The following is a 13,794-nucleotide window of genomic DNA, read 5'->3' on the forward strand; positions in this document are numbered from 1 at the left end:
CGGATGTCGCCTTCGGGTCAAAATGCGAAGAACACAGAGTGAGCAAAGTCAGTCCGCTCTACCCCACCAAGCGGACCTCAATGAAAGGTGTCGTCACTTCGCTGATGGGCCAAAAGGCGACGTTGGCTCCCGCCGGGCAAGCACTCGATGCGCGACGGCGAGCCGCTCGTGAAAGCCGACCCGCCGTATGCGCTTGATGCAGCCCGTCAGCCAATGGCTTCACGGGACGTCGCGATATTACCCACCGCTCCCCTTGATATTCGGCAGGTTTTTCATGTCGAGCATCGGGACCGGGTTTTCCGGGCGCTGCAGATCCGGTCTCCAATCGTTCGAGGCTCCGCCCGGCTTACGCTTGATGCTTGGATAGTCGGCAATCGATTTGTTGAATTCCATCACGACCGGGAAGATTAGTGCCAAGACCCAGCCGTTGTCCTGTCCGGTGTACTTGCCCGGCGACTGCAATGGCATACGTGCCGACATCGCGCCGTTGAACACCATGTCGTATTTCTCGAATGGGTCCATCGTCAGATTGTAGACCGAGCCAATCGCGCCGAGATTTTGCTCCGGACCGAGCCAAGTGTCCTTGGCCGTCCAGAGATACTTCCACGCGATGCTGAGATCGGGGTTGGTTGGATCACCGCCGACATCCGCCCGCGCTCCCATGAAGCTTTCGCCGTCGATGTAAATCCACGACCTTCGTGCCGAGTGCTTCGCGCGGCCGAGGATGTACTCGCTGTTGTCGATGCTGTCGAAGTAGATTGGCCTGCCATTATCGTCGGTCCATGCGCCGTGCGGCGGCGGGCTCAGGCCGACCATCTTGGCGAGCGTTGCCCAGCAGTCGATATGGGACATCATTTCATGGTAATTTGCACCGGCGGGAATATGTTCGGGCCACCACATTAACCCGGGTACGCGCCAGCCTCCTTCAAATGCTGAACCCTTTTCGCCGCGGAAAGGCGTGGTGCCCGCATCAGGATAAGCATCCTGCCACGCCCCGTTGTCTGCCGTCACGATCACAATCGTATTCGGCGCTTCGGCACGGATCGCGTCCATGACCCGGCCGATGTCGTCATCGAGTTCTATCACCGAGTCCGAGTAATCGCCCAACCGCGACTTCCCGGCGAATTTTGATGATGCGTTGGTCGGGTTGTGCATCTTCATGAAATTGACGTCCATGAAGAATGGCTTGGCGTCCTTGGCGTGCTTCTTGATGTAATCGATTGCGTAATCAGCCTGCCGGACGTCAAAGTTGGCGAGGTAATCGTACGTAATGTACTCGCCTCTCTTCGCCGGTTGTCCAGCAACTCCCTCCCACTCGTACATGTTTACGACATCAAAATAGGCTTTCGCGATCTCTGGGTTGTACGAGGGAAACCATGGATGAAACCACTTGGACGTATCGGCATAGGTGTAGACGCCCGGATAGTATGCGGCGAACGCCTTCATCTCGTCGAACCCGTGCTCGATCGGATAGGACTCCGGCTTATCACCGAGATGCCACTTGCCAGAAAAGTAGGTGGAGTAGCCGTTCTTTTGAAAAAATTCGGCTATGGTCGGCGTCTCCTTTTTGAGCGCATTCTCATCGCCCGGAGCGACCACGATGGAGAGCGCCGAACGGATCGGAATACGTCCGGTTATAAACGAGGCGCGGCCTGCCGTGCAGCTTGCTTGCCCGTACCAGTTCGTGAACGTCGCGCCTTCCTTAGCGATCCGGTCGATGTTTGGTGTTGGATGGCCGAGCGCGGCGCCACCCCCGCTATAGGCGCCGAAATCGTTCCATCCAGTGTCATCCGTCATTAGCATGACGACATTTGGCCGCTTCTGCTGCTGTGCGGTCGCTTGAGGTACCGCAACCAACATCGCGCCGAACAGTGCGAACATGCCGTGCGCAACACTCTTTCGGATACTCATGACTGCTTCCTCCGATTTCAAAGGTCGGTCACTTGTGCCAAACGAATGGATATGTCGCAGTCGTGCTTTTTAGCTCTGCGCCACAGCGTGTTCAATGTGCGATTGTTTGATTTAGATCAAGACACCGATTGTGACGGGTCTATGCCGCTTGCTAGGCGTCGCTCCACGATGTCAGCTTTGGGTCAAAAGCGACGGTTTGGCGATGTCCGCGCTACTTCCGCTTTACCCCCGAAAACCGACATTCATCGTGAGGGGCGGCATGTCTCAAAAGGGCCAATCGCAGACATTCTGCCTGCTCATTCGATCACTTCGTCGGCGGTCAGGAGAGAGTCTCGACCAGCCGCCAAACCAAGCGCCTTGGCCGCCTTAAGGTTTACAACCAGCTCGAACTTGGTTGGCTGCTGTATCGGCAACTCGGCTGGCGTTGCGCCTTTGAGTATTCTGTCCAGATAGATAGCGGTCGCGCGTGACAGGTCAGGCAGGTTGACTCCGTAAGAGACAAGGCCACCGAGCTCCACGCCCTCTCTGGCGGCGTAGATCGTCGGGAGGCGGTTCTTCTCGGCAAAGGGTACAATCCGAGAGTACTGGCTGTACAGCATCGGACTAGGAAACACGACGAGACCATCCGCTCGCGCTTTGGCCAACTCCGCAAACGCGCTTTCGAGATCGGCGGGGCTATCCGCCGGCACAAGTTGAAGGCTTGCTCCGAGAGATCGGGCGGCGCTCTCAATCTCGTTCAGCATCCCCTTCATTGTGCGCTCACCGTATGCACGAGGGTGCCACAAAACGACAACGTGAGAGAGACCGGGAACGATCTCCTTAAGCAGTTGAAGCCGTTTGGACACCAACTCCGGGCCGAGAAATGCCGTCCCGGTGACATTGCCGCCCGGCCGCGCCAGACTGGAAGCGAGTTCGTCGTCGACGGGATCTGCCATGCCTATGCCGACAATCGGAATGGTGGAAGTCGCTTTCTTGGCTGCGCGGACGGCCGGGGTAGCCAAAGCAACAATTGCGTCGACGCGGTGCGTCACGAATTCCTGCGCGTACTCGTTGAGCTTGTCCTCATCGCCGTCTGCGAATTTACGGTAAAACGCGACATTCTTTCCTTCAGTATAGCCGAGCACACGCAATGCCGGCACAAACGCATCGAGAGTCTTTAGACTTGCGTCGGACTTGTCACCGCGGCCGAGTGAAAGCACGCCGATCTGATGAAGCTTGGTCGATTGCTGAGCATGACCTGCGAACGGCCACGTTGCAGCCATACCCCCAACAACCGTGATGAACTTGCGCCGTTTCATGCGGCCCTCAGCCAAGCCGAACTATCGTACAGACAAAAGGTGGCGCCTTGGAAGTGTAATCAGGCCGGTGAAAGTCTGCTTTGGGTCAAAATGCGAAGAACTCAGAGTGAGCAAATCCAGTCCGCTTCACCCCACTAAGCGGACCTCAACGAGGAGTGTCGTCACTTCGCTGATGGGTCATCAGCCGACGTGATTGCCTGTGAATAATCCAGGAGTCCGGGCCGCAGAGCGGCACTGGTCGAGGGATTGGGGCAATCCGGCCGCGGGAGCCGAACAACCACCCAGTCTCTAAGCGGAACGCAAACTTACCTGGCGCCGGAAACTAGATTGCCGACACAGCTTCTCGACGAAACGAATGTCGACCCAGAGGTGTGCGTGTGCGCAGTCGCAAGCCGTTCTATCTCGAGCGTTCGGCCGCCGCCGTTAGCACAGGATAGCGGGCATAGAGCGTGTCGACGCGGTCCCGCCACATCGCCACGAACGCACCCGAGGTGAGATCATCGACCGACTTCCATTCGCGTTTGACCGCAGGCAGCGTATTGCCCCAGATAGCGCGCTTGCACCATCGCTCGCCCTTTGCCGAGCCCTCCCGGGTTGCGCACATCGACTTCCAGGCAATCCGCTGCGGACGGCTGATGTGTTGGGCGGCTCCTTCCCAGCCCTGCTGGTGGATCAGGTAGAGGTCGGAAAGGGTCGGCTTTTCCTGCGTCAATATTTCGAATAGCGCAGCCTCGCTGAGAAACTTGTAGGCGGCACCTACAGCGTTGTCGCGAGGATTGAGGATGTCGCCCGATCCGTATTTGCTGAACTCAAACTTGCTCAGCTGGAACAGGCCGATATAGGAGCCGGTGCGTTGCTTGGGATTGAAATCGGATTCGATTTTGGCGACCGCCTTCATGAAGTTGACATCGACACCGAACGCTTCGGCTGCACGTTCGATCTCCTGGACGGGCGTTCCGAGCGGAACGTCGCTCAACGCCGACAAGGCGATCTTTGCGGGTTTTTCCGGCGGCGGAATTTCCGAGTAGACGTAGTATTTGAGATACGACGGTTTGCCTTCGCCCGGATTGGGCGAAGCAACGGGCGGACGGTCCTGCTGTAGCGTTGCCGAGTTCTCGGGCGACGCTGCCTCAAGGCTGGCGACCTGCACCATTGGCTCTTGCGAAGTGGTTACATCGGACGGCGGCACCGAGTCCGGCGCCGCGGCGCTGAATCCCGCCGCAACGATCGCATTAGCCGATAATCCTGTATCGAATTTCGTCTCGATCGCCGGGGCCGGAAACGCGGCGCCAGCATTTGACAGAACCGTCGTCACATTCAGCGGGATGCCGCTGAATGCATCAGCCACTCTTGCATTCGGCGTTGCGATGCTTGGGCGCGGTACCGCGATCTGACCAATCGCGACAAGCGAAGTCGCTGTCAGCGCGCCGGCAATACAGCTTGTTTGCCAAATCTTCAATGTCGCCAGCCGCGCGGCCGCGGTCCCCCCATTCACGTCCCCGACTTGGCACGCAGATTAAGGAGGTGAGGGGATGACAATGGGGCGCACCTGTGGCGCAGGTGCGGCCGGTCTCGGTCGCGTCGCCAAGATTGCCTAAATTGAAAGTTGCGGTCGTGATGCGCCTCCCGCCGAGGAACAGGACGGGCGCCATATCGCGCAACCATCGCTAAACAAGGCATCTTCGTGCGTTAGCGCATCGAGACCGGCGCCCGCGCGCACGCCGCTCCCAAGCATCTCGAGGCCGCGACGTCGCAAGACCCGAGGACGGTTCGCTGGGAATGGACAATCGCGATCCGCTTTATGGCCGCTAGCGTCGGTCTCAGCGGAGCCGGTCTAGCCAAGCTCAGGTCTGCCGTGACCGTTGTCTCCGCTCGGGCCGGAGCGTTGCAGCTCACCACAGCGCCTGCCGCATTCTTGCGCAACAGTAAACTAGTGCGCCAATGTCTCAGTTGGGTCAATCGCGTCGCTTGGCCCGTAGCTCGACGACTTCCGGTCTACTCCCCGCTCCGGACATGTCGCAAACTGAAGCGATGGGCCATAACCGGACTCATGCGTCGCAGCAGAGTGCCGCTATTCAATCGCCTCATGGGATGGAGAGCTAATCGGGCAACCCCGCTTTCCGAAGACCCTCAATAAACAGCTTTGCGTTTGATAGTCCGGCCCGGGCGATAAGCGCCGATATTGTAAAGGCGGGATCGATCTCAAGCACACGCGCCGCCGCGTCGTGCGCCTCAGCGTCACGTCCGAGATGGGCGAAGGCGGACGCGAGCCATTGGTAAGTTGCCAAATAAAGGTTCTGACGAAGGGCTTTCTTCAATACGACGATGGCTTCGTCAAAGCGGCGAAGCTCGATAAGGGCCTGCCCAATGCCGGTAAGCGTCATGTATAGTAGCGGGTCTACTGGGCTCATGCGAACGGCACGTTCAAAGCTCCAGATCGCTTCCTCCGGCAGCCCCGCAATTCTATAGACATGGCCTCTGCAGCTCCATGTGAGCCATGAATTTGGGTTGAGCCCGACCGCCCGGTCAGCCATTTCGATCTCGGCTTCACGATCGCCGACCATGAACGCCGAGATTACGGCAGCCCTCGCTAACGTGTCCGGATCGCCATCGTCGATGCTCAATGCCAAACGAGCAAGCCGAATCGCTTCCTTGCGGTCGAACTGAGGATCGTTGGCATAGCCCAGAAGGACGTTGAGCATGTGGCAGACACCTGCCAGAGCCGCGACAGCGCCGAACCGAGGGTCGAGCTCCAAGGCGCGGTGGAACAGTCGGATTGCCTCGGCCAACCCTTCGCGGGTCCTTAGGTAGAACTGCGGCATGGCACGGAGATAAAAATCATACGCGGTGAGGTTCTCTGGCCGCCGCCGCGTCGCCAATTCAATTTCTGTTTGAAGCATCTTTGGCTCAATGGCCGACACAACGGCGAGCGTTACTTCGTCCTGAAGAGCAAAAACGTCGGTCAGGTCACGCTCAAACCTGTCCACCCAGATGTGCGCGCCTGTAACCGCATCGATCAACTGCCCTGTGATGCGAACTTTCCCCGACGCCTTCCGCACAGACCCCTCGAGGACATAGCGCACGCCGAGCCTTCGCCCGACTTCCTTGATATCGACCGCTCGCCCCTTGAAGGTGAAGCTCGAATTGCGCGCGATCACGAACAGCGACTTGAAGCGCGACAGCGCGGTGATGATCTCCTCGACCATTCCGTCCGCAAAGTATTCCTGTTCGGGATCGCCGCTCATGTTCTCGAACGGCAGTACGGCGATGGAAGGCTTGTCCGGGTGTGGCGGGGCCGCACTCAGCCCCTCTGTCAGCGCCCCTGGCGCTCCGGCGCGGACAGCGTAGGCGCGGACCGGCTTGGAGATGTTCTTGAGCTGCTGCTCGCCACGATCCTCGAAGCCAGCGTCTAGCTTGCCCTCGACTTCGTTGTAGACCTTGTCGGAAATCAGGATACCGCCCGGATCGGCGATCCCCTCCAGCCGAACAGCAATGTTGATCCCGTCGCCGTAGAGGTCGTCGTCCTGTCCAACGATCACGTCACCAAGGTTGAGCCCGATGCGTAGCTTGAATGGACCGCTACCCTCGGCGAGATGATCCTGTATCTCAACCGCGCATCTCATGGCGGCCAGGGGACTGGCGAACTCGGCGAGTGCGCCATCACCCGTTGTCTTGATTAGACGGCCATCGTGGCGGGAGAGGCTCGGCTCGATCAGTTCTCGCTTGAGCCGCTCGAACTCGGCATAGGTAGCTTCCTCAGCGCGTTGCATCAACGCAGAGTAACCGACCACGTCGGCAGCCAAAATCGCCGCTAATCGCCTTTGAACCCGCTGCTCCGTCACAGCGCTCTCCGAACGGCCAGCCAAAAATTCGTCGCTGGGGCCAGGAGGAGCCTAGCACTTTGTTGCGGACCTGTGAGCGGTAATCGCGGGAGGGCCCTGTTGCCCCGAGGCGGCATTTGCTGTTGCACGGTGGCAGTAAGCGTGCGGCAACTCGGATGGTCCGAGTTGGGTCACGACCGGTAAGGCTTGGATCGAGCACGTGAGTTCTGCTTCGCATCCGAAAGCGGACATCTCGCCTCAATGAGTACACGCCCTCTGGAAGCACAACGCCAATCGGCTTGAATTTCGTGCAAACCTGGAGCTGCAGTGGCGGGAGTTCTCTCTGAAATCTCGCTCTGTATGCCGAGACCCAGTGCCGACCTCTACCGAAATCCATGAACATCGCAAAGTTGCAAAGCGCATTTACACAACCCGGCCTGTCGGCGAGCCTGCATTGGTTGTGCGACGCGCTCAATCCCGCGACATCTTCTCGAACTTCTTCACCAGCCGTTCCCGCTTCAGCCGCGACAGCCGCTGGATCCAGAACATGCCGTCGAGCTGGTCGATCTCGTGCTGGTGACAAACGGCGCGTAAGCCATCCGACTCCTCGCTGTGCATGTTGCCGTCGAGATCCCAGTAGCTGATCCGCACCCTTGCGTGGCGCTGGACCTCGTCGTTGACGCCGGGCATCGAGACGCTGCCTTCCTTGTGCAGGATCATCTCGGGCGAAGCCCACTCGATCTCCGGATTGACGTAGGTTTGCGGACCCGCCTTGGCGTCGAGCTCGAGCACGACGACGCGCAAGGGCACGCCGATATGCGGCGCCGTGATGCCGATGCCGGGCGCGGCGCGCATGGTGTCGAGCAGGTCGGCTGCAAGCTCGCGCAACGCGCCGTCGAATGCGGTGACGGGATGGGCCGGCGTCGCGAGCCGGCGATCGGGATAGCGGAGGAGGGGACGAATGGTCATGCAGGCTCCCTACCACTCACGGATGGTTGAAGCATCCCGTTCTTGACTGCCTACCAACTGGAAGGTAGTTAATCCGCCATGACCAACGTTTCCTCGACGGCCGACGACATCCTGGCCTGCGCGCGTACCCTGATCATCGCGGGCGGCTATAACGGCTTCAGCTATGCCGACGTGGCCGAAATCGTCGGTATCCGCAAGCCGAGCATCCACCACCATTTCGCCAGCAAGGTCGATCTGGTCCGAACCCTCGTGTCGCGCTATCGCGCGGAAGCCGAGGCGGGACTGTCCGCGCTCGAACGCAATGTCGCGGACCCCCGCGACCAGCTCAAAAGCTATGTCCGGTATTGGGAGGCGTGCATCAATGATGCGACGGCGCCTTTCTGCGTGTGTGCGCTGCTTGCCTGCGAGCTACCGATCCTGCCGGAGCAGGTGGCGCTTGAGGTCCGCGCGCATTTCCGTTCGCTGGCGTCGTGGCTGACCTCGGTGATGGAGCGCGGCAAGCGGAAGGGGCAGCTGCATCTCTCCAGCGCAGCGAAGATCGAGGCTGAAGGCTTCATGGCGACCGTTCACGGCGCGATGCTGTCGGCGCGAGCCTATGGCGATCCAAAGATGTTCGGTGTGATCACCGGGCCGCTGCTGGATCGGTTGTCCGCCAGGCACTGAAACATATCGACGAGACGACAACGACACGCCCGCAGGTGAGCTTGCGGGCGAGGGTGACTTGTTGTGCGAAAACTACCAACTAGTAGGTAAAGGAGAGAGTGCAGTGACGCATCATCAATTGGATCTCGTTCGGGCCGACCGCGAGCAATGGCTGAAATTCTACTACTTCATCCGGGCGGTGTTCTCCGTCGCCTGGGTCGTTGCTGCGTTTGCCGTCGGGCCGTCATCCGCGGCGATCGCCGGAGCCTTGCTCGTGCTCTACCCGGCATGGGACGCCGGAGCGAACTTCGTCGACGCGTTGCGCAGTGGCGGGCTCGCTCAAAATCGCACGCAGGCGCTGAACGTTCTGGTCAGCCTGGTGACCACTGTCGCGGTCCTCGTCGCCTTGCAGATGAGCATGAACGGGGTGCTCGGCGTCTTCGGGGCCTGGGCGATCCTGTCCGGATTGCTCCAGCTGGGGACCGCGATTCGCCGCTGGAGAAGTTTTGGCGCGCAGTGGGCCATGGTGCTCAGCGGTGGCCAGTCAGCCCTGGCCGGCGGCTTCTTCATCTTTCAGGCCACGACGCCGATGTCTCCAACGATCGCGAATGTCGCGGGCTACGCTGCAGTCGGCGCGATCTACTTCCTGGTCTCGGCGGTATGGCTGAGCGTGACCGAGTGGCGGCGTGGCGCAGCCATGTAAGGCGTCGCCGGGCCGTTCATTCGTGCGGATAAGGCGTGCCGTCCTTGTGCAGGAACCGGCCGCTGGAAGCCGGGCTCATCATGTCAACGTCGGAGCAGGTGATGAGGTCATCGGGCGAGCGCGAGCCGACTTCGAGGTAGACGGCCGTCGCATCAGACCGGTTGATCATGTGATGGCCGTTGCCGCTTCCCTTCGGGAAGGCGGCGCAGTCGCCGGCGCTCAGCACGGTTTCGCCCTCGTCCTCGACAAGCGTCAGCTCGCCTTCGAGCACATAGACGAACTCGTCCTCATGCGAATGCCAGTGGCGCTGGCTCGACCAGCTGCCTGGCGGCAGACGCATCAGGTTGACGCCGAAATCCGTCAGCTTTCCGGCGTTGCCGAGTCGTTGCCGGATGCGCTCGGCGCAGGGCGCGCCGAGCGGCGCGGGATAACCGGAGCCTTTCCGGCCCGGCACGGTGGCGATATCAATCTTCGGCATGCAAGCATTCCCTCCGAAATCGGAGCATTGACAGCGTACCGGATCGGTGGCGTGCGCGCCGATCGGCGGCGTCCGGAGCGTGATCAGATCGCGTTGGCGGGATGATGACATTGTGCCGGTGTTTTGCCCGACGTGTCAAACGCGCCCCTCGCGTTGCGGGTCGTTGGTAAGTCCTTGATCCGGCAGCGGCCGGCTACTGTGCATGGGGTTGTTTTCGGGATTTTTGTTTGGCGGCGCCAAAAAAATCTGGTGTCCTCGATGCCGTTGTCGGCAGGCGCAGTTCCCATTCGTCTTCCACCCAGACAGACCTGACGGGAGACCAAAATGAACTCTTCCAACTATCGCTGGGTGATCGTTGCCGCCGGCGGCTTGCTCGGCTGCGTCGCGATCGGCGGCATGTTTTCGCTGCCGGTGTTCCTCCAGCCGATCGCCAAGGACACCGGCTGGTCGGTGACCGGCATTTCCAGCGCGATGACAATCGGCTTCCTGGCAATGGCCTTCACCAGCATGGCCTGGGGCACGGCCACCGACAGATTCGGGCCGCTGCCGGTGGTGCTGACGGGATCGATAGTGCTGTCGCTCAGCCTGTTCGCCGCAAGTCATGCGACTTCGCTGCTGGCGTTCCAGGTCATGTTCGGCCTTCTGGTCGGCGCCTCCTGCGCGGCGATCTTCGCGCCGATGATGGCGACCGTCACTGGCTGGTTCGACACCCATCGCAGCCTCGCGGTCTCGCTGGTGTCGGCCGGCATGGGCATGGCGCCGATGACGATGGCGCCGCTTGCGGCCTGGCTGGTCTCCGGCCACGACTGGCGCACCTCGATGCAGATCGTGGCGCTCGTGGTCGGCGCCATCATGATCCCGGTCTCGTTCCTGGTGCGACGCCCGCCCGCGCTGGCGCATGCCGTGGCCGCGCCTGCGGGCGAGAGCGCGCCGCAAGGGGAGATGTCGCTGGGCGAGGCGCTGCGCTCGCCGCAATTCATGATCCTGCTCGCCACCAACTTCTTCTGTTGCGCCACCCATTCCGGCCCGATCATCCACACCGTCAGCTATGCCGTGAGCTGCGGCATCCCGCTGATCGCGGCGGTGACGATCTACAGCATCGAGGGTTTTGCCGGCATGGGCGGCCGTATCGCCTTCGGGCTGCTCGGCGATCGTTTCGGCGCCAAGAGGGTGCTGGTGACGGGGTTGCTGTTGCAGGCGTTCGGCGCGCTCGCCTATGTCTTCGCGCAGCAGCTCGCGACGTTCTACGCGGTCGGCGCCGTCTTCGGCTTCATCTATGCCGGCACCATGCCGCTCTACGCCGTGCTGGTGCGCGAAAACTTTCCGCTGCGCATGATGGGCACGGTGATCGGCGGCACGGCGATGGCCGGCAGCCTCGGCATGGCGACCGGCCCGCTCGCCGGCGGCCTGATCTACGACGCGTTCTCCAGCTACGCCTGGCTCTATATCGCCTCCTGGGCGATGGGCCTCGGCGCCTTCCTGATGGCGATGAATTTCAGGCCATTCGCGAAGCCGCAAGGCGAGGCCGCGGCAGCGGCGGCGTGACGAGGTCTACGACTGGATGTGCTTTTCGAAAAAGAGATCCGGGTAGGGATCATCGTTGAAGCGGGGGATCTCGCGCCAGCCCGTGGTGCGGTAGAGCTGGCCGGCTTCGGCGAGCGCGCTGTTGGTGTCGAGCCGCAGCAGCGCGATGCCGAGGTCGCGTGCGGCATTCTCGGCCGCGTCCATCAGGCGCCGGCCGAGCCGCAATCCGCGCGCTGCGGGGGCGACCCAGAGACGCTTGATCTCGGCATAGCCGTGATCCGTTCCCTTCAATCCGACGCAGCCGATCGGCAGCGTGTCGGACATCGCCACGATGAAGGTGCCGCGCGGCCGGCGCATGTCCTTGGCGTCAGGATCGCGCGACAGCGAGACGTCAAAACCCTGCTTGAAGCGGCGGCCGAGCTCGGAGTAGTACTCGCGCAGGCAATAGCGTGCTGCTTCGCTCCGCGGATCCATCTCCTCCAGCGCGACGCGCTCGCGCGTCAATGCGGAGGCGATCAGGTCCATCGCCGCCAGCAGCGCCTCGCGCTGCGAATGCTGCACCAGGAAGCCTTCGGCCTGCGTATTGGACAGCGCCTCGTAGGCCGCGAACTCGCGCCGTCCCGCACGCGTCAACGTCGCGACACGGCGGCGCGCATCGTCCTCATGCGTCGTGGTCTCGACCAGCCCTTCGTCTTCGAGGCTGCGGAGCAGCCGGCTCATCAATCCGGAATCGAGTCCGAGATAGTCGCGAATCTCCGCCACGTCCGAGCGCCCATGTCCGATCGCATTGAGCACGCGCGCCGCCCCAAGCGGCCGGCCGCGCCCGAGGAACGAAGTGTCGAGCGCGCCGACGGCGGAAGTCACGGCGCGATTGAAGCGGCGGACGCGGGAGACGGGATCGAGCATGATACCTGACTTTAGTCAGGTATTGTGTGCGGGTCAATCGAGACGGCCGGTCTCACTTCACCAGCGTCAGCAGCGGCTTGTCCTTGGCGACGATATAGGTTGCAAGCTCGCTTGCGGTGTCCGGGCCGACGTTCTTCGCCGCATGAACCGCTCCCGCTGGAATGAACAGCACGTCGCCTGCCCTAAGCGTCACCGGGGGCTTGCCTTCGACGTCGTATTCGATGGCGCCTGTCAGCACATAGATAATCTCCTCGCCTGGATGCGTGTGCCGGCCGAACGCAACTCCGGGCGCGAGGTCGACGCGGACCTGGACCGCCTCGCGACCGGGCGCGCTGAGATCATGGCGCTGGAGGTCGGTGCGCGCGACGCCGGCCGGTTGGGCTGCCGCCGGCAGGGTGAGAAGGTTGGTGGCGAGCACGGCAGCGCTCGCAAGCACGCGCAGGGTTCGTAATGGATAGGCGCTCATGGTCGGCTCCTGATGTTCGCTTGATGGCGGGTCAGACGAGGGTGGTGGTCACCTCGATGTTGCCGTGGACGGCCTTGGAGTAGGGGCAGATGCCGTGCGCCGCCTCGATCAACTCCTGGGCGACCGAGCGATCGACGCCGGGAACGCTGACGTCGAGACGGGCGCGCAGGAAGTAGGCGCCGTTGGCGTTGCTCAGGTCGATCGTGGTGTCGACCGACGGTTCGCTCGGCAACTTGACCTTGCGTTGGGCGGCGGCGAGGCCGATCGCGCCGAGGTAGCAGGCCGACCAGGCGGCGGCGAACAGGTTCTCGGCGGCCGGGTGCGGCTGGGCCAGCTTGATATCGAGAGAGCCGTCCTTCGCGTGCGCGGCGCCGTCGGGGCCGGAGGTGACGTGGGTCGTGCCGGTGAAGAGAAGCTTTGCAGCGGTGGTCATGGCAGATCCTTTTGGCTCGACTTAGATCGTATCCGATCTAATCGGATGCGTTCTGAAATAAACCCGTCGCTCTGTCCGGTCAAGCTCTTCCGATTTAATCGGATGCGATTTATATTGACGCGGAGATCACGAATTGCGGAGGTTCACGTGTCCCGTCCCGCCAAAGCCGCCGGCAAAGGCCGAAAACTGTCGAATTTCCTGTGCTTTGCCGTCTATTCGGCCAATCTGGCCTTCGGCCGCGCCTACAAGCCCCTGCTGGACAAGGTCGGGCTGACCTACACCCAGTACATCGCCATGGTGGCGCTGTTGGACGAGGATGAGCAGACCGTCAGCGCGCTCGGCGAAAAGCTGTTCCTGGAATCCAACACGCTGACGCCGATCCTGAAGAAGCTCGAGCGGATCGGTTACATCAAGCGCCACCGCGATCCCGCCGACGAGCGGCAGGTGCGGGTAAGCCTGACGCCGGGCGGCCGAAAACTGATCGAACAGGATCTCGGCGAGTCCGTGATCGAGGCGACCGGCCTCGGCGACGAATTCCCGGTGGTGCAGAAGACGGTGAGCCGGCTGCGCGACAATCTGCTGCGCGCGACCCAGGCGGACGGAGAGAAGAAACGCTGAGCGGGCAGCGTCGTCCCGCTGGGAA

Annotated in this window: 13 protein-coding genes; 4 read left to right on the plus strand and 9 right to left on the minus strand. The window is 61.6% G+C overall.

The window, feature by feature from the left end; genetic code table 11:
• Positions 1 to 237: 237 nt before the first annotated feature.
• The 5 genes from AB7535_RS11775 to AB7535_RS11795 form a co-directional block, all read right to left on the minus strand.
• Positions 238 to 1,911 carry an arylsulfatase gene (locus AB7535_RS11775; protein WP_063983765.1) on the minus strand — a complete coding sequence of 558 codons (1,674 nt, stop codon included), beginning with the start codon at positions 1,909 to 1,911 and terminating at the stop codon, positions 238 to 240.
• A gap of 296 nt (positions 1,912 to 2,207) precedes the next feature.
• Positions 2,208 to 3,209 (minus strand): ABC transporter substrate-binding protein, encoded by a 1,002-nt coding sequence (locus AB7535_RS11780; RefSeq protein WP_135217354.1) that lies wholly within the window; start codon positions 3,207 to 3,209, stop codon positions 2,208 to 2,210.
• A 397-nt stretch (positions 3,210 to 3,606) separates the two neighbouring features.
• The gene (locus AB7535_RS11785; protein WP_439036314.1) at positions 3,607 to 4,668 is read right to left on the minus strand and encodes a transglycosylase SLT domain-containing protein; all 1,062 of its coding nucleotides are present in this window, start codon (positions 4,666 to 4,668) and stop codon (positions 3,607 to 3,609) included.
• Between the two features lie 640 nt (positions 4,669 to 5,308).
• On the minus strand, positions 5,309 to 7,051 hold the full coding sequence (locus AB7535_RS11790; RefSeq protein ID WP_439036315.1) for an adenylate/guanylate cyclase domain-containing protein: 1,743 nt from the start codon (positions 7,049 to 7,051) through the stop codon (positions 5,309 to 5,311).
• A gap of 450 nt (positions 7,052 to 7,501) precedes the next feature.
• Positions 7,502 to 7,999 (minus strand): peptide deformylase, encoded by a 498-nt coding sequence (locus tag AB7535_RS11795; protein WP_231144870.1) that lies wholly within the window; start codon positions 7,997 to 7,999, stop codon positions 7,502 to 7,504.
• 78 nt (positions 8,000 to 8,077) lie between these two features.
• On the opposite strand from AB7535_RS11795, the gene AB7535_RS11800 reads away from it, so the two are divergent.
• Both AB7535_RS11800 and AB7535_RS11805 read left to right on the plus strand, forming a co-directional pair.
• Entirely contained in the window at positions 8,078 to 8,662 is a 585-nt protein-coding gene (locus tag AB7535_RS11800) for a TetR/AcrR family transcriptional regulator (protein WP_063983759.1), read from the plus strand.
• A gap of 103 nt (positions 8,663 to 8,765) precedes the next feature.
• Positions 8,766 to 9,344 carry a DUF308 domain-containing protein gene (locus AB7535_RS11805; RefSeq protein WP_439036316.1) on the plus strand — a complete coding sequence of 193 codons (579 nt, stop codon included), beginning with the start codon at positions 8,766 to 8,768 and terminating at the stop codon, positions 9,342 to 9,344.
• A gap of 16 nt (positions 9,345 to 9,360) precedes the next feature.
• Here the strand turns inward: AB7535_RS11805 and AB7535_RS11810 are convergent, their stop codons facing one another.
• Positions 9,361 to 9,822, minus strand: a complete 462-nt coding sequence (locus AB7535_RS11810) for a cupin domain-containing protein (RefSeq protein WP_439036317.1) — start codon at positions 9,820 to 9,822, stop codon at positions 9,361 to 9,363.
• Between the two features lie 324 nt (positions 9,823 to 10,146).
• Here AB7535_RS11810 and AB7535_RS11815 point away from each other — a divergent pair, with 324 nt between their 5' ends.
• Positions 10,147 to 11,367: an MFS transporter gene (locus AB7535_RS11815; protein ID WP_439036318.1), complete on the plus strand. Its 1,221-nt coding sequence runs from the start codon at positions 10,147 to 10,149 to the stop codon at positions 11,365 to 11,367.
• A gap of 6 nt (positions 11,368 to 11,373) precedes the next feature.
• On the opposite strand, the gene AB7535_RS11820 is transcribed toward AB7535_RS11815, so the two are convergent.
• Genes AB7535_RS11820 through AB7535_RS11830 form a run of 3 tightly spaced genes read right to left on the minus strand, consistent with a single transcriptional unit; the run spans position 11,374 to position 13,151 of the window.
• A complete protein-coding gene (locus AB7535_RS11820) occupies positions 11,374 to 12,252 on the minus strand; it encodes a bifunctional helix-turn-helix transcriptional regulator/GNAT family N-acetyltransferase (protein WP_439036319.1) in 879 nt (292 codons plus the stop codon).
• 52 nt (positions 12,253 to 12,304) lie between these two features.
• Positions 12,305 to 12,718, minus strand: coding sequence for a cupin domain-containing protein (locus AB7535_RS11825; protein ID WP_439036320.1), 414 nt, complete (start codon positions 12,716 to 12,718; stop codon positions 12,305 to 12,307).
• Between the two features lie 31 nt (positions 12,719 to 12,749).
• On the minus strand, positions 12,750 to 13,151 hold the full coding sequence (locus AB7535_RS11830) for an Ohr family peroxiredoxin (protein ID WP_439036321.1): 402 nt from the start codon (positions 13,149 to 13,151) through the stop codon (positions 12,750 to 12,752).
• Between the two features lie 147 nt (positions 13,152 to 13,298).
• Between AB7535_RS11830 and AB7535_RS11835 the strand changes: the two genes are divergently transcribed.
• Positions 13,299 to 13,769: a MarR family winged helix-turn-helix transcriptional regulator gene (locus AB7535_RS11835; RefSeq protein WP_439036322.1), complete on the plus strand. Its 471-nt coding sequence runs from the start codon at positions 13,299 to 13,301 to the stop codon at positions 13,767 to 13,769.
• The last annotated feature ends 25 nt before the right edge of the window (positions 13,770 to 13,794 follow it).

This window comes from Bradyrhizobium sp. 956_D2_N1_4 (assembly GCF_052076025.1).
GTDB classification, from domain to species: Bacteria; Pseudomonadota; Alphaproteobacteria; order Rhizobiales; family Xanthobacteraceae; genus Bradyrhizobium; species Bradyrhizobium barranii.